This window comes from Saccharothrix longispora, assembly GCF_031455225.1.
In the GTDB taxonomy this organism is placed as follows: domain Bacteria; phylum Actinomycetota; class Actinomycetes; order Mycobacteriales; family Pseudonocardiaceae; genus Actinosynnema; species Actinosynnema longispora.
The window spans coordinates 4587143-4613964 of sequence record NZ_JAVDSG010000001.1 but is presented as its reverse complement, the minus strand read 5'-3'; the positions used below and the strand labels follow the sequence as shown (position 1 = coordinate 4613964).

The 26822-nt window shown below is 69.9% G+C and carries 18 protein-coding genes and 3 rRNA genes; 14 read left to right on the top strand and 7 right to left on the bottom strand.

Annotated elements, in window-relative coordinates; genetic code table 11:
- Positions 1–48 precede the first annotated feature (48 nt).
- From J2S66_RS18610 to J2S66_RS18600, 3 genes are read right to left on the bottom strand one after another with little or no spacing between them, the layout of a single operon-like run.
- Positions 49–1752, bottom strand: coding sequence for an EAL domain-containing protein (locus J2S66_RS18610; protein WP_310308425.1), 1704 nt, complete (start codon positions 1750–1752; stop codon positions 49–51).
- 40 nt (positions 1753–1792) lie between these two features.
- Positions 1793–2869, bottom strand: coding sequence for a lycopene cyclase family protein (locus J2S66_RS18605; RefSeq protein ID WP_310314884.1), 1077 nt, complete (start codon positions 2867–2869; stop codon positions 1793–1795).
- 2 nt (positions 2870–2871) lie between these two features.
- Positions 2872–3849, bottom strand: a complete 978-nt coding sequence (locus tag J2S66_RS18600) for an MASE1 domain-containing protein (protein WP_310308424.1) — start codon at positions 3847–3849, stop codon at positions 2872–2874.
- A gap of 506 nt (positions 3850–4355) precedes the next feature.
- On the opposite strand from J2S66_RS18600, the gene J2S66_RS18595 reads away from it, so the two are divergent.
- The 5 genes from J2S66_RS18595 (at position 4356) to J2S66_RS18575 (ending at position 14093) form a co-directional block, all read left to right on the top strand.
- Positions 4356–5872 (top strand): 16S ribosomal RNA (locus J2S66_RS18595).
- A gap of 341 nt (positions 5873–6213) precedes the next feature.
- Positions 6214–9297, top strand: a 23S ribosomal RNA gene (locus J2S66_RS18590).
- Positions 9298–9397: 100 nt separating this feature from the next.
- A 5S ribosomal RNA gene (rrf, locus tag J2S66_RS18585) occupies positions 9398–9514 on the top strand.
- The 16S, 23S and 5S rRNA genes sit together here, the layout of an rRNA operon.
- Positions 9515–9579: 65 nt before the next feature.
- Positions 9580–11151: a deoxyguanosinetriphosphate triphosphohydrolase family protein gene (locus J2S66_RS18580; protein ID WP_310308423.1), complete on the top strand. Its 1572-nt coding sequence runs from the start codon at positions 9580–9582 to the stop codon at positions 11149–11151.
- 143 nt (positions 11152–11294) lie between these two features.
- A complete protein-coding gene (locus J2S66_RS18575) occupies positions 11295–14093 on the top strand; it encodes a S8 family serine peptidase (protein WP_310308422.1) in 2799 nt (932 codons plus the stop codon).
- A gap of 70 nt (positions 14094–14163) precedes the next feature.
- Here J2S66_RS18575 and J2S66_RS18570 read toward each other — a convergent pair whose 3' ends face one another.
- Entirely contained in the window at positions 14164–15141 is a 978-nt protein-coding gene (locus J2S66_RS18570; RefSeq protein WP_306746808.1) for a helix-turn-helix domain-containing protein, read from the bottom strand.
- A gap of 312 nt (positions 15142–15453) precedes the next feature.
- Here J2S66_RS18570 and J2S66_RS18565 point away from each other — a divergent pair, with 312 nt between their 5' ends.
- The 5 genes from J2S66_RS18565 (at position 15454) to J2S66_RS18545 (ending at position 18211) form a co-directional block, all read left to right on the top strand.
- The gene (locus J2S66_RS18565) at positions 15454–16029 is read left to right on the top strand and encodes a hypothetical protein (RefSeq protein ID WP_310308421.1); all 576 of its coding nucleotides are present in this window, start codon (positions 15454–15456) and stop codon (positions 16027–16029) included.
- The gene (locus tag J2S66_RS18560) at positions 16026–16706 is read left to right on the top strand and encodes an acVLRF1 family peptidyl-tRNA hydrolase (protein WP_310308420.1); all 681 of its coding nucleotides are present in this window, start codon (positions 16026–16028) and stop codon (positions 16704–16706) included. The genes J2S66_RS18565 and J2S66_RS18560 overlap by 4 nt, the downstream gene beginning before the upstream one ends.
- 81 nt (positions 16707–16787) lie before the next feature.
- Entirely contained in the window at positions 16788–17192 is a 405-nt protein-coding gene (locus tag J2S66_RS18555) for a superantigen-like protein SSL4 (protein WP_310308419.1), read from the top strand.
- A 4-nt stretch (positions 17193–17196) separates the two neighbouring features.
- A complete protein-coding gene (locus J2S66_RS18550; RefSeq protein WP_310308417.1) occupies positions 17197–17712 on the top strand; it encodes a SigE family RNA polymerase sigma factor in 516 nt (171 codons plus the stop codon).
- Positions 17705–18211, top strand: coding sequence for a hypothetical protein (locus J2S66_RS18545; RefSeq protein WP_310308416.1), 507 nt, complete (start codon positions 17705–17707; stop codon positions 18209–18211). The genes J2S66_RS18550 and J2S66_RS18545 overlap by 8 nt, the downstream gene beginning before the upstream one ends.
- A gap of 147 nt (positions 18212–18358) precedes the next feature.
- On the opposite strand, the gene J2S66_RS18540 is transcribed toward J2S66_RS18545, so the two are convergent.
- Positions 18359–19132 (bottom strand): SDR family oxidoreductase, encoded by a 774-nt coding sequence (locus tag J2S66_RS18540; protein ID WP_310308415.1) that lies wholly within the window; start codon positions 19130–19132, stop codon positions 18359–18361.
- Positions 19133–19276: 144 nt separating this feature from the next.
- On the opposite strand from J2S66_RS18540, the gene J2S66_RS18535 reads away from it, so the two are divergent.
- The 4 genes from J2S66_RS18535 (at position 19277) to J2S66_RS18520 (ending at position 24453) form a co-directional block, all read left to right on the top strand.
- Positions 19277–20905 (top strand): ABC-F family ATP-binding cassette domain-containing protein, encoded by a 1629-nt coding sequence (locus J2S66_RS18535; RefSeq protein ID WP_310314881.1) that lies wholly within the window; start codon positions 19277–19279, stop codon positions 20903–20905.
- A gap of 177 nt (positions 20906–21082) precedes the next feature.
- A complete protein-coding gene (locus J2S66_RS18530) occupies positions 21083–21292 on the top strand; it encodes a helix-turn-helix domain-containing protein (protein ID WP_015103570.1) in 210 nt (69 codons plus the stop codon).
- 66 nt (positions 21293–21358) lie between these two features.
- Complete coding sequence (locus J2S66_RS18525; RefSeq protein ID WP_310308414.1) at positions 21359–22171, top strand: enoyl-CoA hydratase/isomerase family protein; 813 nt, start codon at positions 21359–21361, stop codon at positions 22169–22171.
- Between the two features lie 281 nt (positions 22172–22452).
- Positions 22453–24453, top strand: a complete 2001-nt coding sequence (locus tag J2S66_RS18520; RefSeq protein WP_310308413.1) for an ABC transporter ATP-binding protein — start codon at positions 22453–22455, stop codon at positions 24451–24453.
- Here the strand turns inward: J2S66_RS18520 and J2S66_RS18515 are convergent.
- Both J2S66_RS18515 and J2S66_RS18510 read right to left on the bottom strand, forming a co-directional pair.
- A complete protein-coding gene (locus J2S66_RS18515; RefSeq protein WP_310308412.1) occupies positions 24357–25946 on the bottom strand; it encodes a penicillin-binding transpeptidase domain-containing protein in 1590 nt (529 codons plus the stop codon). The genes J2S66_RS18520 and J2S66_RS18515 overlap by 97 nt on opposite strands.
- A 67-nt stretch (positions 25947–26013) precedes the next feature.
- Entirely contained in the window at positions 26014–26754 is a 741-nt protein-coding gene (locus J2S66_RS18510; protein WP_310308411.1) for an SIS domain-containing protein, read from the bottom strand.
- Between the last annotated feature and the right edge of the window lie 68 nt (positions 26755–26822).

The window sequence follows — 26822 nt, the reverse complement described above, 5'->3', positions numbered from 1 at the left end:
AGTGATCGGCACGGGTGCACAGGCGCCTATGCGGTGAACCGCGCAGACTCAGCCCACCGCCAGGTGCGGCCCGCCGCGCAGCACGTCCACGTGGTCGCTCCCCGGCCGACCCAGCACCCAGCTCGTGCCGCGCAACGACTTCGCGTGCTCCTTCAACGGCGCCAGCAACCGCGACACCTCCCGGTAGGAGACCACCGACCCCGCCGCGCAGATCAACGTCGCCAGCGACAACGTCACCGCGCGGCCCTCCGCGTCGAGCGGCGCGTCCAGCACGGCCGCCGAGAACGGCACGATCTCGTCCAACCCCGCCACCACCAGGAAGTCGTCACCGCCCACGTGACCGACGTGCACGCCCGGATAGGCCCCCGCGCCCTCCGTCAACGCCCGCCCGATCGCCCGGATCAGGTCGTCGCCTGCCGCGAACCCCACCGAGTCGTTCACCCGCTTGAACCCGTCCACGTCCAACCAGCCCACGGCGAACAGCTCACCGCCCAGGACCCGCCGGTCCACCTCGCGCGCGAACGAGTCCGTGCCCGGCAACCGCGTCAACGGGTTCAACGCCGCCGCCTGCTCCACCTTCAGCTCCGCGATGCCCCGCACCACGTCCGCCACCCGCACCACGCCCAGGCACCGGTCCTCGGCGTCCACGACCACCAGGTCGTCGTTCGTGCGCTCGCGGTGCGCGTGCGCCACCACGTCCAGCAGCTCCAACGCGCTCGACTCCGCGCCGATCAGCTTCGGCCGGTCCGCCAGCCGCGCCGCCTCCCGCTTCGCGTGCAGCGCGTGCCCGAACGGCCCCGTCACCGCCAGCAGGAACCGGTTGCGGTCCACCGTCCAGCTCGGCCGGTCCTCGGCGTCGACCAGCACCACCCCGGTCACCGTCGGCCGGCTGCCCAGGACCTCCAGCACCTCCTCCGACGTCGCCGAGTCCGGCAGCGTCGTCGCCGGGTGCAGGAAGTCCGTCACCCGCGGCCCCGACCCGCGCCGCACCGGCCCCGTCATCGTCTTCGTCGTCGCCTCGGGGTCGCTGACCTCGCTCAGCACCGCCGCGATCGTCGCGTCCACCCGGGGCCGCCGCTGCGCGGCCGCCAGCAGGTTGCCCTGCGCCAACCGCACGCCCAGCCGGCGCAGCGCGGCCAGCTGCGCCTCCGTCTCCACACCCTCGGCCACCACCAGCGACCCGGTGTGCTCGCACAGGTGCTGCAACGCCTGGACCAGCGCGAACCGCGCGGGGTCCGCGGGCAGCGCCACCACCACCTCGCGGTCGAGCTTGACCACGTCCGGCCGCACCTCGGTCAGCAGCGACAGCGGGGAATCGCCCTCGCCCACCCCGTCCAGGCCCAACCGGAACCCGTCCTCGCGCAACCGCCGCAACCCCTTCACCAGCAGCCGGCGCGGCGCCCGCGAGTACGGCGTCCCCACCTCCACCACCAGGTCGGACGGGTCGCGCCCGGTCTCCCGCAGCACCGCGTACAGCGGCGCCACCAGCTCCGGCCGGTCCGCGATCGTCATCGCCAGCAGGTTCACGTGCAGCGGCACGCCCAGCCCGTGGTCGGCGGCGTGGCGAACCGCGCGGCACGCGAGCGCCACGTCGGTGTTCGTCAGGTACCCCGCGCGGAAAGCGGCCTGGAGCAGGTCCTGCACGCTGCCGTCGTGCGGCCGGGCCAGCGCCTCGACCGCGACGACACCCCCGGTGTGGAGGTTGAACAGCGGCTGGAAGGCGAAGCGAACGTCGTCCAGCAAGGCGGGCACCTCCGAATCGTGCCCGCTCGGCCCGCCGCCGGCGAGGGCGTTAACCGGGTGTTCCCGCACTTTTGGCCGTTCGCACAGGAAATGCCATGCGGGCCCGCATCGCCCACGACGCGTCGCGGAACAGGTGCAGCATCGCCGCCAGCGTCCCCCGCAGGTCGCCGTGCCCGCCCAGGTACGCGCGCTGGTGGTCGTCCGGCAGCAGGAAGAACTGGTGGAAGAACTCCGGCACCTCGTCCGGGCGCATCGCCAACAACGACGCCAGACCCCGCGACCACATCGCGTGCACCACCCGCTCCGCCACCGGCCGCACCACCGGCCGCCCCTCCGCCAACGCCGCCGCCACCACCGGCGCCCGCCGCAACGCCGCCGCCACGCTGTAACCGGTCGCCGGGTGGATCAACCCCGACGCCGCCCCGAACGCCCAGTCCCTCGGCCGGCCGTCCAGCGGGATGCGCACCCGCTCCTCGTCCTCCGGCACCGCGACCCCGTGCGCCGCCAACCGCCCGTGCAACCGCAACCGCAGCTCCGCCAGCGGCAGCCCCGGCCGCCGCGCCAACGACGTCTCCTCCAGCAGCACGTGCGTCGCCGACACCGGGATCGCGTACAGGAACGTGGGGTCCGCCGTCGTCGCCACCGGCGGCTTGCGCCAGTCCATGATCACCGCCTCGTCGGCGTCCACGAACGGCCGCGCCGCGCCGGCCGGCACCACCACGCCCACCGCCGTCTGCGCCGCCCCCGACCCGCCCACCGCGCCCGACGCGTCCACCACCCGCCCCGACAGCACCCGGCCGTCCGCCAACCGCACCGACGACGCAGACCGGCCCACCACCCGGCCCGCCACCACGTCCACCGAGGCCGGCAACCGCCACAGCCGCTCGTTGTCCAGCACCGCGTACCCGCGCGCCACCGCGTGTTCCTCGGTCGTCACCACGCGCGACCGCGACACCGACACCGCGACCGGCGCGCCCTCGGGCAGCTCGTCCGCCCACGCCGCGTAGGTCGCCCGGAACCTCCGCTCCGGGTTCGGGTCCACCAGCGCCGTCCCCACCCCGCGCTCGGCGCACGCCCGCGCCAACGCCCGACCCGCCGGACCACCACCCACCACGACCACGTCCACGCTCAAGGCCCTTCCGGCCGACGCGGCGGCAGCAAGTCGCCCAGCGGCGCGGGCTGGTAGCGGCCCACCACCTCGGTCAACTGCTCCACCGTCCGCTCGATCGCCGCCCGCGCCGCGTTCCGCTCCGCGATCACCGTCGACAGCAGCAGTGCCGTCAGCACCGCCGTCCCGTTATAAGCCTGGAGACCCACCATCCGCACAAGGAGATCCATCCCGGCGAACGGACCCGTGCTCATCGCCGCGCCGCGCGCCGCCAACGTCGTCGCGATCAACGCGCACGGCGCCGTGCCCAGGTGCTGGAAGCGCAGCGCCGCCCAGATCAGGAACGGGTACACCAGGTACATCAGGCGGACGTCCGTCGTCGTCGCGATCAGCATCACCACGGTCAGGCTGCCCACCAGCGCCGCGGCCTCCACCCACCGCCGCACCGCCGGCCGCCGCCACCGCGGGGACCGCAGCGCCAGCGCGAGGGGCACGAGCACCAGGACGCCCAGCGCGTCACCCGTCCACCACACCGCCCACGTCGACCAGAACCGGTCGCCGCCCACGACCCCGCTCGCCAGCAGCGCCGCCGAGCCGATCGTCGCGCTCACCGCCATCCCCGCGAGCGCGCCCAGCAGGACGAGCGCCATCGCGTCCCGCGTCCGGTCCAGTTCGAGGCGGAAGTCCGCGCGCCGCAGCAGCAGGCAGGCGACCACCGGCGCCAGGGTGTTGCCGGCGCAGATCGCCAGCACCGACGGCAGGTCGCTCAGCGACGCGTTCACCACCAGTGCCCCGAGCGAGACACCGGGCCACAACCGCAGCCCGCCCGCCAGCAGCGCCAGCACCGCCACGCCCGTCGGCGGCCACAACGGGGTCACCTGGTCGTTCACCAGGGCTTGCAGCAGACCGAGACGCGCTCCCAGGTAGTAGCACGCCGCGACGACGAGCACGCGGACGATGTACGAGCCCCACGGGCGCGGGCTGGGGGAGGGCGGCACCGGCACAGCATCCTCCGATGCGGGGGACAGCACCACGTCTAGCTGCGGGGATACGCCGGACGGCCCCCCGATTTCACTATCGGACCCCGCTCGTGTAAGTTTCTCCCTGCCAGCGCGGAACGGGCCGGGAAGACCGGAACGGAGCGCGGCGAAACCTCCGGAGCAAGAACAAGCAGCACAGCGTGCTGCCTCGGGCACCGGGAGTGGAATAAACTGAATGCGAAGCGGGATTCAACGCGGAGCGAGGAAGCCGGAACCGGCCGATTTGACACCGCGAAAACGAACCAGCTAAGCTTCAGACACAAGCGAAACACCGGAAACACAAAGCCCCGGAATGAACCGCGGTAAGACGCGGGACAAGATGGTGAGCGCGTGTTCTTTGAGAACTCAACAGCGTGCCGAATAGCCAGTAAATTTATGATCCTCGTCAAGAGGATTCCTTTGAGATTGTTACTGGACAACTGACATTACTTGTCAGTGTTGTTCGGAGCGATCGAACTCATTCCTTATTGGAGAGTTTGATCCTGGCTCAGGACGAACGCTGGCGGCGTGCTTAACACATGCAAGTCGAGCGGTAAGGCCCTTCGGGGTACACGAGCGGCGAACGGGTGAGTAACACGTGGGTAACCTGCCCTGTACTCTGGGATAAGCCTGGGAAACTAGGTCTAATACCGGATACGACCTGTCACCGCATGGTGGTGGGTGGAAAGTTCCGGCGGTATGGGATGGACCCGCGGCCTATCAGCTTGTTGGTGGGGTAATGGCCTACCAAGGCGACGACGGGTAGCCGGCCTGAGAGGGTGACCGGCCACACTGGGACTGAGACACGGCCCAGACTCCTACGGGAGGCAGCAGTGGGGAATATTGCACAATGGGCGAAAGCCTGATGCAGCGACGCCGCGTGAGGGATGACGGCCTTCGGGTTGTAAACCTCTTTCAGCAGGGACGAAGCGCAAGTGACGGTACCTGCAGAAGAAGCACCGGCTAACTACGTGCCAGCAGCCGCGGTAATACGTAGGGTGCGAGCGTTGTCCGGAATTATTGGGCGTAAAGAGCTCGTAGGCGGTTTGTTGCGTCGGCTGTGAAAACTTCACGCTTAACGTGGAGCCTGCAGTCGATACGGGCAGACTTGAGTTCGGCAGGGGAGACTGGAATTCCTGGTGTAGCGGTGAAATGCGCAGATATCAGGAGGAACACCGGTGGCGAAGGCGGGTCTCTGGGCCGATACTGACGCTGAGGAGCGAAAGCGTGGGGAGCGAACAGGATTAGATACCCTGGTAGTCCACGCCGTAAACGGTGGGTGCTAGGTGTGGGGGACTTCCACGTCCTCCGTGCCGCAGCTAACGCATTAAGCACCCCGCCTGGGGAGTACGGCCGCAAGGCTAAAACTCAAAGGAATTGACGGGGGCCCGCACAAGCGGCGGAGCATGTGGATTAATTCGATGCAACGCGAAGAACCTTACCTGGGCTTGACATGCACTGGAAACCAGTAGAGATATTGGCCCCCTTGTGGCCGGTGTACAGGTGGTGCATGGCTGTCGTCAGCTCGTGTCGTGAGATGTTGGGTTAAGTCCCGCAACGAGCGCAACCCTCGTTCCATGTTGCCAGCGCGTTATGGCGGGGACTCATGGGAGACTGCCGGGGTCAACTCGGAGGAAGGTGGGGATGACGTCAAGTCATCATGCCCCTTATGTCCAGGGCTTCACACATGCTACAATGGCCGGTACAGAGGGCTGCGAAGCCGTGAGGTGGAGCGAATCCCACAAAGCCGGTCTCAGTTCGGATCGGGGTCTGCAACTCGACCCCGTGAAGTCGGAGTCGCTAGTAATCGCAGATCAGCAACGCTGCGGTGAATACGTTCCCGGGCCTTGTACACACCGCCCGTCACGTCACGAAAGTCGGTAACACCCGAAGCCCGTGGCCCAACCCGTAAGGGGGGGAGCGGTCGAAGGTGGGACTGGCGATTGGGACGAAGTCGTAACAAGGTAGCCGTACCGGAAGGTGCGGCTGGATCACCTCCTTTCTAAGGAGCATCTGCGGGTTGCACTTGTGCAGCTCGGAGGCCACGCCGGCGGCGAGTGATCGTCGGGTGGAGCTCATATATGTGGATGCTGGCTAATGCAGTGCCTGGGTTGTCGACGGAGTTAGTACTGTCCGTGAGGGCGTGGAAGGGTCCGTCGAGGGTTCAAGGTTTCTGTTCGGTACGCTGTTGGGTCCTGAGAGAACACGTGAGTGTTTTCCTCAGCGAGAAACGACAGGGTTCTGCCCGTCTTCGAACCGCCGGGGTTGCCTGGCAGGCGTGGACAGTGTGGTGGGGCGTCTGGTTGTTCTTTGAGAACTGCACAGTGGATGCGAGCATCTTTGTGGCAAGTTATTAAGGGCATACGGTGGATGCCTTGGCACCAGGAGCCGATGAAGGACGTAGGAGACTGCGAAAAGCCTTGGGGAGCTGTCAACCGAGCTGAGATCCAAGGGTGTCCGAATGGGGAAACCCGGCCCCAGTCATGTGGGGTCACCCATACCTGAACACATAGGGTATGTGGAGGGAACGCGGGGAAGTGAAACATCTCAGTACCCGCAGGAAGAGAAAACAACCGTGATTCCGTGAGTAGTGGCGAGCGAAAGCGGATTAGGCTAAACCGTACTCGTGTGATACCCGGCAGGGGTTGCGTGTGCGGGGTCGTGGGACCTGTTGGTCGATTCTGCCGGATCGACGGAGAGTCATAAAATACCGTGGTTAGCGGAACGTGTCTGGAAAGCGCGGCCGTAGAGGGTGAGAGTCCCGTACGCGAAAACCCGGTATCTCTCTTGACGGTGTTCCCAAGTAGCAGCGTACTCGTGAAATTCGCTGTGAATCTGGCGGGACCACCCGCTAAGCCTGAATACTACCTGGTGACCGATAGCGGACTAGTACCGTGAGGGAAAGGTGAAAAGTACCCCGGGAGGGGAGTGAAATAGTACCTGAAACCGTGTGCCTACAATCCGTCGGAGCCTTTAGGGGTGACGGCGTGCCTTTTGAAGAATGAGCCTGCGAGTTAGTGCTGCGTGGCGAGGTTAACCCGTGTGGGGTAGCCGTAGCGAAAGCGAGTCCGAATAGGGCGCCCATAGTCGCGTGGTCTAGACCCGAAGCGGAGTGATCTAGCCATGGCCAGGGTGAAGCGTGGGTAAGACCGCGTGGAGGCCCGAACCCACCAGGGTTGAAAACCTGGGGGATGAGCTGTGGTTAGGGGTGAAAGGCCAATCAAACTCCGTGATAGCTGGTTCTCCCCGAAATGCATTTAGGTGCAGCGTCGTGTGTTTCGTGCCGGAGGTAGAGCACTGGATGGTCTAGGGGGCCCACAAGCTTACCGAAATCAACCAAACTCCGAATGCCGGTACGTGAGAGCGCGGCAGTGAGACTGCGGGGGATAAGCTTCGTAGTCGAGAGGGAAACAGCCCAGAACGCCGGCTAAGGCCCCTAAGTGTGTGCTAAGTGGGAAAGGATGTGGGGTCGCCCAGACAACCAGGAGGTTGGCTTAGAAGCAGCCACCCTTTAAAGAGTGCGTAATAGCTCACTGGTCAAGTGGTCCTGCGCCGACAATGTAGCGGGGCTCAAGCACACCGCCGAAGCCGTGTCATTCCGGTTATGCCGGGATGGGTAGGGGAGCGTCGTTCAGCCATTGAAGCGCCGGAGTGATCCAGGCGTGGAGGCTGGACGAGTGAGAATGCAGGCATGAGTAGCGAAAGCAGAGTGAGAAACTCTGCCGCCGGATGACCAAGGGTTCCTGGGCCAGGCTAATCCGCCCAGGGTAAGTCGGGACCTAAGGCGAGGCCGACAGGCGTAGTCGATGGACAACGGGTTGATATTCCCGTACCCGTGTGAACGCGCCCATGGCGAGGCTTGTGATACTAACCGCCCGAAGCCCGGGTCTGATTCTTCGGATGAGGACCCGACGTGGAGCGCGGGACCTGAACTTGTAGTAGTCAAGCGATGGGGTGACGCAGGAGGGTAGCTCCGCCAGTGAGTGGTAGTACTGGTGTAAGCGTGTAGGCCGTCTGGTAGGCAAATCCGCCAGGCACATAGGCTGAGACGTGATGCATAGCCGATTGAGGCGAAGTAGAGTGATCCCATGCTGCCGAGAAAAGCCTCTAGTGAGTGTTCATGCGGCCCGTACCCCAAACCGACACAGGTGGTCAGGTAGAGAATACCGAGGCGATCGGGCGAACTGTGGTTAAGGAACTCGGCAAAATGCCCCCGTAACTTCGGGAGAAGGGGGGCCGAGGGATTTGAAGCCCCTTGCGGGCTAGGATTTTTCGGCCGCAGAGACCAGCGAGAAGCGACTGTTTACTAAAAACACAGGTCCGTGCGAAGTCGCAAGACGATGTATACGGACTGACGCCTGCCCGGTGCTGGAACGTTAAGGGGACCGGTTAGTCTTTCGGGGCGAAGCTGAGAACTTAAGCGCCAGTAAACGGCGGTGGTAACTATAACCATCCTAAGGTAGCGAAATTCCTTGTCGGGTAAGTTCCGACCTGCACGAATGGCGTAACGACTTCTCGACTGTCTCAACCACAGGCCCGGCGAAATTGCACTACGAGTAAAGATGCTCGTTACGCGCGGCAGGACGGAAAGACCCCGGGACCTTTACTATAGCTTGGTATTGGTGTTCGGTTCGGCTTGTGTAGGATAGGTGGGAGACTGTGAAGCGGCCACGCCAGTGGTTGTGGAGTCGTCGTTGAAATACCACTCTGGTCGTACTGGATGTCTAACCTCGGTCCGTGATCCGGATCAGGGACAGTGCCTGGTGGGTAGTTTAACTGGGGCGGTTGCCTCCCAAAGAGTAACGGAGGCGCTCAAAGGTTCCCTCAGCCTGGTTGGCAATCAGGTGTCGAGTGCAAGTGCACAAGGGGGCTTGACTGTGAGACCGACAGGTCGAGCAGGGACGAAAGTCGGAACTAGTGATCCGGCCATGGCTTGTGGAAGCGTGGTCGCTCAACGGATAAAAGGTACCCCGGGGATAACAGGCTGATCTTGCCCAAGAGTCCATATCGACGGCATGGTTTGGCACCTCGATGTCGGCTCGTCGCATCCTGGGGCTGGAGTAGGTCCCAAGGGTTGGGCTGTTCGCCCATTAAAGCGGTACGCGAGCTGGGTTTAGAACGTCGTGAGACAGTTCGGTCCCTATCCGCCGCGCGCGTAGGATACTTGCGGAAGGCTGTCCCTAGTACGAGAGGACCGGGACGGACGGACCTCTGGTGTGCCAGTTGTCCTGCCAAGGGCATTGCTGGTTGGCTACGTTCGGAAGGGATAACCGCTGAAAGCATCTAAGCGGGAAGCTCGTTCCTAGATGAGGTATCCCACCCTTCGTGGGTTAAGGCCCCCAAGAGACCATTGGGTTGATAGGCCGGAGATGGAAGGCCGGTAACGGCTGGAGTTGACCGGTACTAATAGGCCGAGGACTTGCTCACAAACATGCTACGCATCCACTGTGCGGTTCTGAAAGAACCGAACCGGACCATCACGCCTCGTTCGGGGTGTGGTGCCTACGGGTTGGTAATTTCATAGTGTTTCGGTGGTCATTGCGGTTGGGGAACACCCGGTCCCATTCCGAACCCGGTAGTTAAGCCTTCCAGCGCCGATGGTACTGCACTCGTGAGGGTGTGGGAGAGTAGGACGCCGCCGAACATTCTTTCCCCGAGGGGCGCTTCAGTCGAAGCGCCCCTCGGGGCTTTGTGCGTTATTTTTCTCCCATGCGCGACCACGACCACGTCGACCCCCGTGCCCAACGCCGTTCCGGTGGGGACACCGCCGTCCAGGCCGATCTGGCGACGAGCCCGTTCCGCGTGGACCGGGACCGGGTGGCGAGTTCCCCGTTCTTCGCCCGCCTGGGCGGTGTGACGCAGGTCGTCAGCTCGACCGGCTCGGGTCTGCTGGTGCACAACCGGCTCACGCACAGCCTCAAGGTGGCCCAGGCGGCACGGGCCATCGCCGAACGCCTGAACGCGCGCCCGGACGTGACGAACCTCCTCGACAAGCTCGGGGGGTGCGACCCGGACGTGGTTGAGGCGGCCTCGTTGGCGCACGACCTGGGACACCCGCCGTTCGGGCACCTCGGCGAGCAGGTGCTGGACCGCCTCGCCCGGCACCGGTTCGGGCTGTCCGACGGGTTCGAGGGCAACGCCCAGTCGTTCCGCATCGTCACGACGACGGACGTGCGCGGCCCGGCCGCGGTGGGGCTCGACCTCACGGTGGCGGTGCGCGCGGCGATGCTCAAGTACCCGTGGACCCGCCTCTCGCACCCGCACCCGCACCCGAAGGACCTGCCCGAGCCGCCGCGGGGCGCCGCCGTGCCGACCGACGCGCCGGGCACGGGCTCGGCCAAGTTCTCCGCGTACGTCACCGAACTGGAGGACGTGCGGCAGTCGCGCGCGTTCTACTCGGGCCGGTTGGAGTCGTGGCAGCAGACGGTCGAGGCGTCGGTGATGGACACCGCCGATGACATCGCCTACGCGATCCACGACCTGGAGGACTTCTACCGCGTCGGCGTGCTCCAGCACGCGACGGTGGCGGCCGAGCTGGGCACGTGGCTCGACCACGCGGAGGAGCTGGCAGGTCTGAGCGCGGCGGAGCTGGCCGCGCAGGAGCGCCGTCCCGGCCGGTCGCTGGAGGCGTTGCGCCGCCGCCTGCACGCGAAGGACTCGTGGGCGGTGGACGACGGCGTGTTCGCGCGTGCGGTGTCGAAGGTCCGGGCGGAGCTGGTGGACGGCCTGCTCGCGGTGCCGTTCGACGGGTCCGTGGAGGCCGAGCAGGCGGTGGCCGGGTTCTCCGCGCGGTGGACGCGGCGGCTGGTGGACTCGGTCGGGGTGGTGGAGGAGCCGACGACGCGGTCCGGGCACGTGGTCCTGGCGGTGCCGCAGTGGCACGAGGTGCAGGTGCTGAAGTTCGTGCACCGCCGGTTCGTGCTGCTCCGCCCCGACCTGGCGCTGCACCAGCGCGGTCAGGCGCGGCTGCTCACGGCGCTGGTCGAGGCCCTGGAGCAGTGGGTGACCGACCGGCACGAGGCGAACCGGCTGCCGCGCCGGCTGCACGACCTGGTGGAGCTGGCGGGTGACGAGTACGCCGCCCTCGCCCGGACGGACCCGTCGGCGTTGGTCGGCGCGACCGGTGACGCTCCGTCCGGTCCGGACGCGGTGCGCGCCCTCGCCCGGGGTCGCGCGGTGGTCGACTTCATCGCCTCCCTGACCGACAACCAGGCGGCCGCGTTGCTCGACGCACTGTCCGGACGAACCGGTCAGCTGTGGACAGATGCTTTTGTACTGTGAAATGTGATGGGTCCTCCCACCTGAGAGTAGGCCGAACGGTGGCAGACGGTACTTGGCCGTGCGCAATACGTTGACCCCTCGATCGGAGTCATCCGATCGGTGGCCGCGTGCGTCGGGGGCACGCTCAAGTGGGGGAGACGCCTGTGCGCTCACCAATACGCCGGTCTCGAAGAAACGCCCTGATCGCGGCAGGCGCCGCCGTCCTGTTGACCTTGGGCGTCGTGTCGCCCGCCTCGGCCGACCCGCCGAAGGCGTCCAAGGGTGTCGAGGACAGGACCGCCGCGCAGATCGCCGCTCTGCAGGACATCAAGAAGTCCCTGTCCGCCTCGGAGTCCAAGGTGGACAGCGCACTCGTCGTCGAGCAGCGCCGCCGTGCCGGTGCGGGCGCGCTCGCCAAGCTCCCGGCCCTTCAAACTGGGGTGAAGGTCCAGAGCGGCAACCAGGTCCTGGTGGACATCAGGGCCGAGAAGGTCACCGATGACCTCGTCACCGCCGTCCGCTCCGCGGGTGGCGGCATCCGGTCGGCGTCGACCGAGGGCAGGACGGTCCGGGCCCAGTTGCCCCTCAACTCCCTCACCAGGATCTCCGCCCGCGGCGACGTCCGCCGGGTCGAGGCCGCGGTCGAGGCCAAGACGTTCCACGTGAAGGACCCGAAGTCGGTCGCGAAGGCCCCCTCCAAGGAGGACAAGGCCAAGGACATCGAGACCAAGACCCGGGAGGCGCTGGCGTCGCCGCGGATCGCCGCCACCGTCAGCGAGGGTGACCGGGCGCACGCGGCGGACACGGCGCGTGACGAGTTCCGCGTCACCGGCACGGGTGTGAAGCTGTGCGCCCTGTCCGACGGCATCGACACGCTGGCCCTGTCGCAGGCCGCGGGCGAGCTGCCGGCGAACGTCGAGGTGCTGCCGGGCCAGGAGGGCTCCGGCGACGAGGGCACCGCGATGCTGGAGATCCTGCACGACATCGCGCCGAACGCCAGCCTCGGCTTCGCCACCGCGTTCAACGGTGACGCGAGCTTCGCCGACAACATCCGCGCCCTGCGCTTCACGCTGGGCTGCGACGTGATCGTCGACGACGTGCTGTACTTCAACGAGTCGCCGTTCCAGGACGGCGTCATCGCCCGCGCGGTGGACGCGGTCGCCGCGGACGGCGCGCTGTTCTTCTCCTCCGCCGGCAACGAGGGCAACGTCGCGGACGGCACCTCGGGCCACTGGGAGGGCCAGTTCACCGACTCGGGCGTGGGTGTGGGCAAGTTCGCCGGCACCGCGCACGACTTCAACCCGGCCCCGTCCGCCAAGCAGGTGTTCAACCCGCTGTCGGAGAGCTCCGGCAACGTGCCGGTGACGCTGTTCTGGGCGGACCCGCTGGCGTCGTCGTTCAACGACTACGACCTGTACCTGGCGAACTCGCAGGGCAACGTGGTGGCGTTCAGCCAGGGCGTGCAGGACGGCACGCAGGACCCGTACGAGCGGCTGAACACGCCCGCGTCGGCGGCCGGTCTGCGGCTGGCCGTGGTGAAGTTCCGCGGTGAGGACAAGTACCTGTCGCTGTCCGCGCTCGGCGGTCGCTTCAAGGACTCGTCGGACGGGCTGAAGAAGTTCGCGACGCCCGGCGTGACCCGCGGCCACTCGGCGGCCAAGGGCGCGATCAGCGTGGCGGCGGCCCCGGCGGCCGACCCGCTGCCGTTCGACCTGGAGCCGGGTGACCCGGCCAACCCGCGCGGCCCGTACCCGGGCGCGTTCGACGGCACGCAGAAGCCCGAGCGGTTCACCTCGGACGGTCCCCGTCGCGTGTTCTTCGCGCCCGACGGCAGCCCGGCCGAGGAGGTCCGGCAGAAGCCCGACCTGACCGCGGCGGACGGCGTCTCGACCACCGCGCCGGGCTTCGACCCGTTCTTCGGCACGTCGGCGGCGGCGCCGAACGCCGCGGGCATCGCGGGCCTGATCCTGTCCGGCAACCCCGGGCTGGCGGCGGTCGAGGTGCGCCAGGCGCTCACCGCGACCGCGATCGACCTGGTGGAAGCCGGTGTGGACAACCGCACGGGCGCCGGTGTCGTCCGCGCCGACCTGGCGCTGGCCTACACGGGCGCTTCGCCGCAGCCGCTGGCGAGGGCCCAGAAGCCGTCGGTGGTGAACGACACCGACGGCAGCCAGTACCTGAAGCCGGGCACCACCTCCACGGTGACCGTGCCGGTGACCAACGTCGGTGACGGCACGGCCGCGTCGACCAGCCTCGTGCTGACCACGCCCACGGCGGGCGTGACGATCGCGCCGCGGTCGAAGTACTACGGCAACGTCGAGGTCGGCCAGACCGTGACGAACACGTTCAAGGTGACCGTCCCGGCCTCGCAGGCGGTGGGCACGGCGATCAAGCTGGACGCCAGGGTGACGTACTCGGGTTCGACCTCGCCGACCTCGACGAGCTTCACGCTCAACGTGGGCGAGCCGTCGCGCGAGACGAAGACGTTCGCCTACGGCGGCCCGGTGGTGGCCATCCCGGACAACGACGCCCTCGGCGCGTCGGTGGAGATCCCGGTCAGCGGTGTCGGGCGTGGCGCGAAGATCGCGTTCTCGATCGACGGCGCGACGTGCACGCCGAACACCGACGGCTCCACGACCGTGGGCATCGACCACACGTTCACGGGTGACCTGGTCGGCACGCTGACCTCGCCGTCCGGCAAGACCGCGACGCTGTTCCAGCGCAACGGCGGCACGGGGTCGAACCTGTGCCAGGTGGTGTTCGACGACTCCGCCGAGCGGGCCTTCTCGTCGGTGACCAGCGCGAACGCGCCGTTCACCGGGACGTGGCGGCCCACCACCTCGCTGAACTCCCTGCTCGCCGACCCGGTCGACGGCACGTGGGTGTTCAAGGCGGTGGACACGGCGGGGGCCGACCGCGGCTCGATCCGCGCGGTCTCGCTGAAGCTCAACGGCTACGTGTGATGACGAGGTGAACGACGAGGCCCCCGGGAACGCGTTCCCGGGGGCCTCGTCGCACGTGCTGTTACTTCTGTTACTTGGGCCACTCCCAGCGGATGCCGAACACGCCGGGCCCGAAACCGAGCGCCACGGCGTGCACGCCGCCCGCGTTGTCGAGGGCGAGGTTGCGGCGCCGCGACGGGGTGTCGTCACCGGCCGGCACGCTGAACTGCTGGCAGCGGGCGGGCAGGTTCGACGGGTCGAACCGGACCTCGATGACGTACTCGCGCACCGGCAGCCGGAACTTGCGCGCGAACGTGTTGTTGCCCGCCGGGTAGTGGCCCTCGGCGAACAGCAGCTCGTACTCCATGATGATGGTCTCGCCCCTGGTCAGGGGTCGGTCGAACATCATCTCGGCGACCATGATGTTGGCGTCGGCGTCCTCGGCGACCCGGCCGAGGTGGCAGTTGCGGAGGTTCACGACCTCCGGCAGCACGTTGGCCTGCTCGGTCTCGAACACCAGCGCCCAGCGGTCCGGGCCGTCCTGCTCGGCGCGCAGGATCTGGCGCACCCACACCGACCGCTGGCCGCCGTCGGCTGCGATCTCGATGCGGTCGTGCTGGCTGATCCGGCCCAGCTTGACGTCGGACGTGGTGTCGACCTGGGCGAGCAGGTTGGCCACCCGCTCGCGGCGCGCCCACAGGGCGTCGATCGGCATCATCGTCGTGGGTCGGGACCGGCGGCCGCGCGGGCGCGGTGGCCCGAGCAGCGCGGACAGGCCCGCCTGGGGCACGCCCAGGACGGTCTCCAGGTGCCGGAGCGCCTCCAGGGATTCCGGTCGCTCGGGTCGGCGGCGGCCGGACTGCCAGTAGCTCAGCGTCGCGACGCTGATGGTGACCCCTCGCAGGGCGAGCCGGTGCTGGATGCGGTCGAGGCTCAACCTGCTCGCCTTGATGGCGGCCCTCAACGCCTCGGGGAAAGGCCCCGTGGTGAGAAGCTGCGCAAGACTGCCGTGGCCCGTCGAGTCCAGTTCGTCGACGGACAGGTTCGGTCGACCGGCAGCGTTGGTCATTGTGACTCCCCGCTGTCATGAGATCACGCCCCAGTGACCCTACCCGCCAACGCAGGGCGCTGGTGCCTTCCAGGTGGAGTCATTGATTGGGCCGTACGGGTTACGAGTTCACTGGGGTGGACATCGTTCTGTCAAGTGGTGAACCCTTGTGCTCCATCCTTTGTAAACCCGCCGGTAACTTTGTGCAACGCCTGCTGCGGGGTGTGGCGGACGTCGCTGCGGGCCTGGTAGGGGCGGATGATCACCGGGAGGGTCCCGGCGGGGTCGCGGGTCGTTGGCGGCAGGTGATCCGGTGGGCCTACTGTGTGCCCGGTGACCGCCGCCCAGGACCTCGTGCCGCTGCCGGAGGACCCTCTGGCGGAGGTGGTCGCCGCGGTGCTCGGGGCCGGTCGGCACTCGGTGCTCGACCTGCTCGACGTGGTCCGGCACCTCGGCGGCGACCCGGTGGACGTCGTCCGCGCCGGTGACGACCTGTTGCCCCGCCTGGCCCACGAGAACGCCCTGGACCAGGCGCTGCTGCTGGCCCGGCAGGCGCTGCGGCCGGGCGGGCTGTTCGTCGCCTCCGTCCCCGAGTTGGACCGGCTCAGCCGGATGCGGCCCACCGCGCCGCCGCCCCGGGTGAGCGGGCGGGGCGCGGACCGGCAGGTCACCGTGCAGCTGTGGGACTGGTCGCCCGACGGCGAGTCCTACTCCCTGGAGGTCGTGCGGCTCGTGCGCGGCCCCGGGCAGTGGGAGGTGGCGAGCAGCGTCGCGACCCGGCACCGCGTGCTCTCGCCCGAGCAGATCTCCGCCTCGCTCCTGGAGGCGGGCTTCGGGGCCGTGCAGCGGCTCTCGCCCGCCGAGTGCGGGCACCCGCTACCCGTCTGGGTGGCGGTCGCACCGGGGTGAGCAGGGTCCGCCCGGTCGCGGGCGGTGGGCGCGCGGTCGAGGTCGAACCCGAGCGGCTCGACGGCTGGTTCGCGCGCTTCGCCGCACGTCACGGCGGTGTCTCCACGACCTCGGTGACCCCGTCGGAGGTCGTCGTGACCGCGGTGGACGGCACCAGTGCCGCGGTCGCCGCCGCGTTCGGCGACTTCGCCCCGACAGGTGAGTTCGAGGGGCTGGTGCCGGACGCCCTGCTCGCGTCGGCCCTCGCGTCCCGGTTGGTCGGTCTGCTGCTGGTGCGGCTCGGCGGGCACAGCGTCGGCGTCGCCCGGGACGGCGTCGTGCTGGTGTCGGCCACGGACAGCCGCCAGGTGCACGGCCGCAACAAGGCGGGCGGGTGGTCGCAGCAGCGGTTCGCGCGCCGGCGCGAGGGGCAGGCGCGGGTGGCGTTGCAGGCCGCCGCGGCCGACGTCGCGCGCGTGCTGCTGCCGCGCGTGGACGAGGTGGACGCCGTCGTGCTCGGCGGCGACCGGCAGGCGCTGGACGTGCTGCGGGCCGACCGGCGGCTGGCCCCGGTGTTCGCGAAGGCGTCGCCGCGGGTGCTGGACGTGCCCGAGCCCCGGCGGGCCGTGCTGGACGAGGCGGCGGCGCGCGCCCGTGCGGTCGAGGTCGTGGTCCGCGGAACTCCTCCGAACTCGTGACAACCCCCGTCCGACCCGACCGCATTCATATGGGTGAGGGGGTGCCGACCAGCGGTGCCCCGCACATCCCGAGGAGCAGTTGTGCTGCGCAAACGACTCGTGCTGGCGGCCGGGGCCGTCGTGCTGGGCGGCTTGGCCGTCGCGGTGCCCGCGCTGGCCTCCGGCGGTGGTGACGAGGCGCCCGCCGTCTCGACGACCGTCAGCCCGCCCGCCACGACGCCTCCTGCCACGTCCCCGCCCGCCACGACGCCTCCCGCCACGTCCCCGCCCGCCACCACACCGGTGGCCACCTCGCCGCTGCCGACGCCCGAGGTGACGCCGAGGCCCACGTCCGTCGAGGTGACCCCCGGGCCCACGTCGATCGAGGCGACCCCGGTGCCGACGTGGACCACCCCCGGGCACCTGCCGCCGACCACCGCGCAGCCCGCGCCCGCATGGACCACGACAGCCGTCCAACCCACCCCCGCGGCGTCCGCGGGGCGCTGATCGCGTGAGCTGGGACGCGGAGTTCACCCACCACTTCGACCGGTGCGCCGACTCGATGCGCTTCACCGCGTTCTTGTTGTGCGGCAACCACCACGAGGCCGAAGACCTGGTGCAGTCCGCGTTCCTCAAGCTCTACCTGGCGGGGCCCGGGATGGCGCACCGGGAAGGGCTCGACGCCTACCTCCGGCAGATCGTGGTGCGCACCTTCCTCGCCGAACGTCGACGCGTGCGGTGGAAACGGGAGAAGCTCACCGGTGAGCTGCCGGAGGTGCCGGTGGCAGGGTCGTTGAGCGAGGACAAGCTCGTGGTGTGGCAGGCGCTGGCGGCCGTGCCCGCCAAGCAGCGCGCCACGCTCGTGCTGCGCTACTGGCACGACCTGGGCGTCGAGGAGACGGCCGCCGCCCTCGGGTGCACGGTCGGCACGGTCAAGAGCAACACCAACCGCGGCCTGAAGGCGCTGCGGCAGAGGCTGGGTCGAGAGTTCGGCGGGTTGTGGGAGGAGGTGTCGCGCAATGCTTGAGGACGAACTGAGGAAGACGTTCGAGGAGCTGAACGTCCAACCCAGGCCGCGCACGTTCGGAGCCGTGGACATCGTGTTCCACGGGCAACGGGTGAAGCGCCGCCGTCGCGGCTACGCCGTGGCCGCGACCGGCGCCGGCACCGCCGCACTCGTGGTGGTGGCGGTCACGTTCGCGCTCAACCAGACCCCGGGGCCATCCGAGAACACCCCGGCCAACCCACCCCACCCCACCACCCACTCGACCACGAGCACCACCCCGCCCGATCCCACGAGCATCGTCCCCACCCCCGGCGGCACCCCGCCGTCCACCGCCGTCCCGGCCGTCCCACCCGAGACCACCAACACATCCGGCGACACCGTCGAGACGCCGAACCCGAACGCCACCACCCCCGCCCGACCCGCCTCCGACACCACCACGACCGCCCACGCCACAGACCCCTACGCCACGGGGCCGACGACCACCGCCGACTCGCCCCTGACCACCGTGAACGGCGGCTGACCGCCGGCACCTCCACAGGTGAACGGCGGAGCCCGCGACCGAAGTCGCAAGCCCCGCCGCCGGCCCCGGCCACCAACCGGTGCCGGTGGCACCTGCCGGTGCCGCAGTGCCGGCCGAGGGTGCCGGTGTCAGCCGAGGGTGCCTGTGTCAGCCGAGGGTGCCTGTGGCGAGCAGCCCGCCGTCGACCCGAACCGTCTCCCCAGTGATCCACTCCGCCGCGTCCGAGGCCAAGAACGCGACCAGCCGTGCCACGTCCTCCGGCGTCCCGAGCCGCTTCATCGGGTAACCGGCCGCCGCCTCCTCCTCGCGCCCGGTGTAGAGCGCCTCGGCGAACCGCGTCTTGACCACCGCCGGCGCCACCGCGTTCACCCGCACCTTCGGGCCCAGTTGCCACGCCAGTTCCTCGGTCAGTCGGATCAGCGCGGCCTTGCTCGCCCCGTACGCCGCGATCACGCCCGTCGACCGCAGCCCGCCCACCGACGCGATGTTCACGACCGCCCCGCCGTGCTCCTCCATCCACGCCTTCCACGCGAGCTGCACGAACCCGAGCGCCGCGATCACGTTGACGTCGAAGATCTTGCGCACCGCGTCCAGGTCGGCATCCACCAACGCCCCGAACACGGGGTTGATGCCGGTGTTGTTGACGAGCACGTCCAGCCGGCCGAAGCGCGTCATGACCGCGTCCACGGCCCGCGCCCGGTCCTCGGCGCTGCCCGCGTTGCCAGGCACCGCCAGCACCCGGTCCGGCGACACCCCCGTCGTGGTCACCAGCGCCTCGGCCGCCGCGGCCAGCGCCTCCGCCTTGCGCCCGGTGATCGCGACCGACGCGCCACCCGCCAGCAGTTCCGCCGCGATCCCGTGCCCGATGCCCCGGCTGGCGCCCGTGACCAGGGCCGCCCTGCCCGTGAAGTCCGTAGTCATGGGCGCAATCTATGCCGATGGCCACACGTCGTTAACGAGGTGGCGGCCACCCCGTAGACTGGTCACGTGGTCGTCTTGATCGAGTAGGTCCCGCGCGAGCTGCGCCGTCGACCCCGCCTGACCACCACACCCCGGAGTATGACCTTGATCACCGCGACCGATCTCGAGCTGCGCGCGGGTTCGCGCATCCTGCTGTCCGACGCCACGCTGCGCGTGCAGCCCGGCGACCGCATCGGCCTCGTCGGCCGCAACGGCGCGGGCAAGACCACGTCGCTGCGCGTCCTGGCCGGCGAGGGCCAGCCCTACGCGGGCGAGGTGCGCCGCACCGGCGAGCTGGGCTACCTGCCGCAGGACCCGCGCGAGGGCGACCTGTCCGTCATCGCCAAGGACCGCGTCCTCTCCGCCCGCGGCCTGGACCAGCTGCTCCGCGACATGGAGAAGATGCAGTCCGCCATGGCGGAGCTGGTGGACGACGGCGAACTCCAGACCGCGGTCCGCAAGTACGGGCGGCTGGAGGAGCGGTTCGCCGCCCTCGGCGGGTACGCGGCCGAGAGCGAAGCCGCCCGCATCTGCTCCAACCTCGGCCTCGCCGACCGGGTCCTCGCCCAGCCGCTGCGCACCCTGTCCGGTGGTCAGCGCCGCCGCGTGGAGCTGGCGCGCATCCTGTTCGCCGCCTCCGAGGCGGGCGTCGGCGCGAAGTCCAGCACGATCCTGCTGATCGACGAGCCCACCAACCACCTCGACGCCGACTCGATCGCGTGGCTGCGCGGGTTCCTCAAGAGCCACGACGGCGGCCTGGTCGTGATCAGCCACGACGTCGAACTGCTCGACGACGTGGTCAACAAGGTGTGGTTCCTCGACGCCACGCGCGGCGAGGTCGACATCTACAACATGGGCTGGAAGAAGTACCTCGAAGCCCGCGCCGCCGACGAGAAGCGCCGCCGCCGCGAGCGCGCCAACGCCGAGAAGAAGGCCGGCGCCTTGATGGCGCAGGCCGACAAGATGCGCGCGAAGGCCACCAAGGCCGTCGCCGCGCAGAACATGGCCCGCCGCGCCGAGAAGCTGCTCTCCGGCCTGGAGGAGACCCGCCAGTCCGACAAGGTCGCCAGGATCCGCTTCCCGCAGCCCGCCCCGTGCGGCCGCACCCCGCTCACCGCCGAGGGGCTGAGCAAGTCCTACGGCTCGCTGGAGGTGTTCACCGGCGTCGACCTGGCCATCGACCGGGGGTCGCGCGTGGTGATCCTCGGCCTCAACGGCGCGGGCAAGACGACCCTGCTGCGGCTGATCGGGTCCATGGAGACGCCCGACGCGGGCGAGGTCGTGGCCGGTCACGGCCTCAAGCTCGGCTACTTCGCCCAGGAGCACGAGACGCTCGACCACGAGGCGTCGGTGTGGGAGAACATCCGGCACGCCGCGCCCGACGTGCAGGAGCAGCAGCTGCGGTCGCTGCTGGGCACGTTCCTGTTCAGCGGCGAGCAGCTGGACCAGCCCGCGGGCACCCTGTCCGGTGGTGAGAAGACCCGGTTGGCGCTCGCCGGCCTGGTCTCCGGCGCGGCGAACGTGCTGCTGCTCGACGAGCCGACGAACAACCTCGACCCGGCCAGTCGTGAGCAGGTGCTCGACGCGCTGCGCCGCTACGAGGGCGCCGTCGTGCTCGTCACCCACGACCCGGGGGCCGTCGAAGCGCTTGAGCCCGAGCGGGTGATCCTTCTCCCCGACGGCACGGAGGACCACTGGTCCGCCGAGTACCTGGAGCTCGTGCAATTGGCTTGAGCCAAGGGTTTTCGCGTTTTACACCTCAAAGTGAGCGTTGATCGGCTGTGTGTCACCCCACGACCGCTCGCCGATCATTTCGCTTGATCACCTGGCGTTCTTGCTCGTCGTGTTCGATCATTGCGACGACAGGGGCTTACGAAGGCCCGACCTGCTGTCTACGGAAGGCGGGACAAGGTGGCTGACCTGAAGAAGGGCGCCCGGATCACCGGCGCCACGCGGGACAAGCTGGCCGCTGACCTGAAGAAGAAGTACGAAAAGGGCGCGAGCATCCGGGCGTTGGCCGAGTCCACCGGGCGCTCCTACGGCTTCGTGCACCGGGTGCTCAGCGAATCCGGTGTGCAGCTGCGCGGTCGCGGTGGCGCCACCCGCACGAAGAAGAAGTAAGCTACCCTCCGGTAACCCCACGGCGTCGAGGAGAGACGGCGCCTGACGAAACCCGGAGGTCCACCCATGTCGGCACCGACCGCCATCGACGCCGACCTGCTGGAACGCGGAGGCGTGCGGCTCGTCGTGGACGGGGCGCGCGCGACGATCACGCTCGACCGTCCCGACGTGCTCAACGCACAGACGCCGTCCACGTGGGTGGCGTTGCGGACGATCGGGGAGCAGCTGGGCCCGGACGTCCGCCTCGTGGTCGTCCGGGGTTCCGGTCGCGCCTTCTCCGCGGGTCTGGACCGGCGCATGTTCACCGGTGAGCCGGTCGACGGCGAACCGGGCCTCGCGGAGATCACCCGCCGGGGTCCGGAAGAGGGTGCTGCCCTGATCGCCGAGTTCCAGCGCGGCTTCTCCTGGCTGCGCGACCCGTCGAGGGTGACGATCGCCGCGGTGCACGGGCACGCCATCGGCGCGGGCTTCCAGCTCGCCCTGGCGTGCGACTTCCGCGTGGCCGCGGACGACGTGCAGTTCTGCATGGCCGAAACCGGGCTGGGCCTGGTCCCGGACCTCGGCGGCACCCAGCCCCTGGTGCGCCTGGTCGGCTACTCCCGCGCGGCGGACATCTGCCTGACCGGACGCCGGGTCGGCGCCGAGGAAGCCCACCGCATCGGCCTGGCGAACACGGTGGTCCCGCGCGAGGACCTGGACGAAGCGGTGGACACCCTGGCCGCCGCCGTCCTCCGCCCCCTGCCGGGAGCAGTCACCGAAACCCTGGCCCTCCTGGCGTCGGCCGCCGACGGCGCCGCGGAAGAGGAGCAGTTGGCCGCCGAGCGCACGGCCCAACTCCGCCGCCTGGCCGAACTGGCCGCCCTGGCCGGCGGTCGATAACTCCAGGTCACGGCCGACCGGCCAGCACGATCGGGTGATCATCGGCCCGGACATGTACGTAACCGGGGGTCCCGGTCATCGGTTGAGAGAATCGACGCCGAAACGACCACGGCCCATCACCACCCACGCCGTCCCACCCACCGGACCACCGCTGTTCCGGGCAGCGCCGGCGGTGTCCGGGGGAGTGCGCCGAGGCGAGGTGGCCCGGCGCGGATGCCGGCCCGCGGCCGGGAAGCGGGCCGGCGGGAAGCGGTGGGGGCCCCAGGGCGTTCCTGTCTGACGTGGACGGTTCCTGGGGATTGATGCGCAGCGCCATGCGGGCGTCGGAAGCACCTCGCGGCGTGCGGCGGGACACGGTGTGGCGGGTGTGGGGGTTCGCCCGGCCCCACCGGCGGCGGTTGACGCTGTTCCTGCTGCTCACGGTCGTCTCCGCGGTGCTGGCGGTGAGCACCCCGGTGCTGGCCGGGCAGGTGGTGGACGCCGTCGTCGGTGGCCGTGACGTGTCCGTGGTCGTGTGGCTTGCGGTGGTGATCGCGCTCATCGCGGTGGTCGACGCGGGGCTCGGGCTGGTCGAGCGGTGGCAGTCGGCGCGCATCGGGGAGGGGTTGATCTTCGACCTGCGGCGGGCCGTGTTCGAGCACGTGCAGCGGATGCCGGTCGCCTTCTTCACCCGCACGCGGACCGGGGCGCTGGTCAGCCGGTTGAACAACGACGTGATCGGCGCCCAGCGGGCGTTCACGTCGACGTTGTCGGGTGTCGTCACCAATGTCATCCAACTGGGGCTGTCGCTGGGTGTGATGTTCACTCTTTCGTGGCAAGTCACGGCGCTGGCGCTGCTCCTCCTGCCGGTCTTCGTCCTCCCCGCCCGGCGGATGGGCACGCGGATGGCCGACCTCCAGCGGGAGGCTGCGACCCTGAACGCGGGCATGACCACGCAGATGACGGAGCGCTTCTCCGCGCCGGGCGCGACGCTGGTCAAGCTGTTCGGCCGGCCGGGCGCCGAACTGCGCGAGTTCGCCGACCGCGCGGAGCGCGTCCGGGACATCGGCGTGCGGACCGCGATGGCCACCCGCTGGTTCCTCACCGGCCTGACCCTCGTCTCGGCCCTCGCCCAGGCCCTGGTCTACGGCCTCGGCGGCTACCTCGCCCTCACCGGCCACCTGGCGGCGGGCACGGTCGTGTCGCTCGCGCTGCTGCTGACCCGGCTGTACACGCCGCTCACCGCCCTCGCCAACGCGCGCGTGGACGTCATGACCGCGCTGGTGTCGTTCGAGCGGGTCTTCGAGGTCCTCGACCTCGACCCGATGATCAAGGACCGGCCGGGGGCGGCCGACCTGCCGGACGGGCCGGTGCGGGTGGAGTTCGACGACGTGCGCTTCGCCTACCCGTCGGCCGACAAGGTGTCCCTCGCCTCCCTCGAAGACGTGTCCACACTGGACGCGCGTGGTGGCGAGGAGGTGCTGCACGGCATCAGCTTCACCGTCGACCCCGGGCAGCTCGTCGCGCTCGTCGGCTCGTCGGGCGCGGGCAAGTCCACGATCGCCTCGCTCGTCCCGCGCCTCTACGACGTCGACTCCGGCGCGATCCGGCTGTCCGGTGTCGACGTGCGGGAGCTCGCGTCGGACAGCGTCCGGGGCGCGGTCGGCGTCGTCACCCAGGACGGGCACCTCTTCCACGACACGATCCGCGCCAACCTCCGCTACCCGCGCCCCGACGCCACCGACGACGAGCTGCGCGACGCGCTGCGCCGGGCCCGCCTCGACACCCTCGTGGACTCGCTGCCCGACGGCCTCGACACGGTCGTCGGCGAACGCGGCTACCGACTGTCCGGCGGCGAGCGCCAGCGCCTCACGATCGCCCGCCTCCTGCTGGCCCGCCCTCGCGTGGTGATCCTGGACGAGGCGACCGCGCACCTGGACTCGGAGTCGGAGGCCGCCGTCCAGGCCGCGCTCACCGAGGCGCTGCGCGGCCGGACCGCCCTGGTGATCGCGCACCGCCTGTCCACGGTCCGCGCCGCCGACCAGATCCTCGTCGTCGAGGCCGGTCGGGTCGTCGAGCGCGGCACGCACGCAGGGTTGCTCGCCGCCGGCGGCCGCTACGCCGAGCTGTACCGCACCCAGTTCGACGAGCCCGACGCCCCCGAAGCAGCCCCGGAGCCGGCTCCGGGGCTGCTTCCGGGGCCGGCTCAGAGGCCGCCCAGGAACGCCGCCGTCGCGCCGACCGCCACCTTCGACGACCCGCCGTCCACCACCAGCACGGAGAACGCCACGTCGCCGCGGTAGCCCATGAACCAGCCGTGCGACCTCGTGCCGTCGCCGAACTGGGCGGTGCCGGTCTTGCCGCGCACCCCGGCGAACCCGGCCAGCTCCCGCGCGGTGCCGCCGGTGACGACCTCGGCCATCATCGACCGCAGCGCGGTGACCACCCCGCCGGGCAGGGCGGGCGGCTGCTGCCCCTCGGTGGGGGTGTCGCGCAGCAGTCGCGGCACCGGCGTGCGGCCCTGCGCGACGGTCGCCGCGGCCAGCGCCATGCCGAACGGCGTGGTCAGCACCTCGCCCTGGCCGATGCCCGCCTCGACCCGCGCGGCCGTCGACCCGGCGGCGGGGACCTTGCCGGTGTTCGTGGTGATGCCCGCGACGCTGAAGTCCGACATCAGCCCGAAGTAGGAGGCGGCGGTGGGCAGCGCATCGGCGGGCAGGTCGGCCGCGAGCTTGCCGAAGCTGGTGTTGCACGACGCGGCGAACGCCCGGCGCATCGGCACGGTGCCCAGCTCGAACGAGTCCTCGTTGGTGATGCGCCGGGTGCCGATGGTCGCCGCGCCGGGGCAGTCCAGCGGCGTGTCGGCGTTCGCGGTGCCGGCGGTCAGCGCCGCGGTCGCGGTGACCACCTTGAACGTCGATCCCGGCTCGAAGAAGTTCTGCAGCGCGATGGGTCCTTGACCGTCGGCGACCGCGTTCTGCGCCACGGCCAGCAGCTCGCCGGTCGACGGCTGGACCGCGAGCAGCACGGCCGCCTGCCCGACGCCGTCGACGGCGGCCTGCGCGGCGGCCTGCGTCGCCGGGTCGGGCGTCACCGTCACCGACGGGGCGACCTGCGGTTGCTGCTCGTGCAGCACGGCGGCGGCGGTACCCGCGGCGTCGACGGCGGTGACCCGCCAGCCGGGGGTGCCGGTCAGCGGGCCGACGGCCCGGCGCACCGACCCCATGACGACCGGCGCGAAGCCCTCGGCGACCGGTGCGCCGGTGCGGTCGAGCAGCGCCCCGTCACCCGGGAGCGCGCCGTAGGCGAGGCTCTGCCCCTCGGCCAGCCGCGGGTGCAGCAGGGTCGGCGACCACGCGACGCGCCACGTGTCGTCGACCAGCCGCAGGTCCACCGTCGTGCGGTAGGCGAGCGGGGCGCCGCCGGGCAGCGTCCACGTCACGTCGGCGTCGATCGAGGTGCCGGTCCCGCCGGCGGGCACGGCGGGCTCCGGGGCGAGGCGGGCGTGGAACCCGATGCCCGGCATGCCCTGCTTCGTCCTCGTGATGGCCGCGCCCGCCGCGTCGGCCGCGTCGGTGAGCGCCGCCGCCTGCGCCGCCTGACCGGTGGCCACGGCGGTCATGAACTGCCGCGCGACCTCTGCCGGGCCCACCCGTTCCGGTCGTCCCGCCGTCCCCCGCGCGGGTCCGGCCGCGGGTTCGCCGCCCGACCACACCAGCAGCGCGCCCACCGCGACCACCGCGACCGCAGCCGTGCCCCCGCCCGCCAGCACCCAGCGCTTCGTCCCCGTCTTCATGTCGACCCCCTGTCCCGCCGGAGATTAACCGGTTCGTGTGGAGGATTCGCGAAGATCCGGCGGACGTTCACCCCAGCTGCGGCACCCTGGTCTGGTACTTGCGCAGCAGGTCGGCGTTGGCCTGGTCGCCGCCCTCGACGTTGGCGCTGCGCCACAGCGGCAGGCTCACGCCGGCCTCGCCGGCCTTGTCGAACAGCCGCACCATGACCAGGTTCCACAGGAACGTGGTGGCCAGCGTCGACACCGCCGCCGTCACCGGGTTCGCGGGCGGGTAGGTGGCGTCACCGGGCGGCACCATGTTGTCCAGCACGACGGTCGCGGTCTCGGCCAGCGTCGTGCCCGCCCGGCGGGGCGCCAGCGCGCTCGCCGCGACCGATGTCACCGCCACCACCGGGCACCCGGCGTCCGCGGCCAGCCCGGCCAGCTCCACCGGGTAGGGGTTCACGCCGGAGGTGGAGAACACGAACAGCACGTCGTGCGCGGCCGGCCGCGTCTCGCGCAGCACCTCGGCGGCCAGGCCCGAGCGGCGCTCGGCGGACGTGCTGCTCACCGCGCCGTGCATCGGCAGCAGCTCCGGGTGGTAGACGGGGCGCACGCACGCCAGCCCGCCCGCCCGGTAGAACGTCTCGGCCACCGCGGCCAGCGAGTGGCCCGCGCCCGCCGCCAGCACCATGCCGTCCGCCCGCACGCTGGCCAGCACCAGCTCGGCCACGTCGTCCAGGGCCGCCGCGTTCTGCTGCTCCACCCTGGTCAGGTGGGCGCGCACGACGTCCCCGTAGTCCGACCCGGTCACCGTCTCGGTCGTCATGCGGTCGCCTCCGGTGGTCTGTACCAACTGTGTCGGTCGCAGTCCTACCGGATCGTCCCACGCCCCCG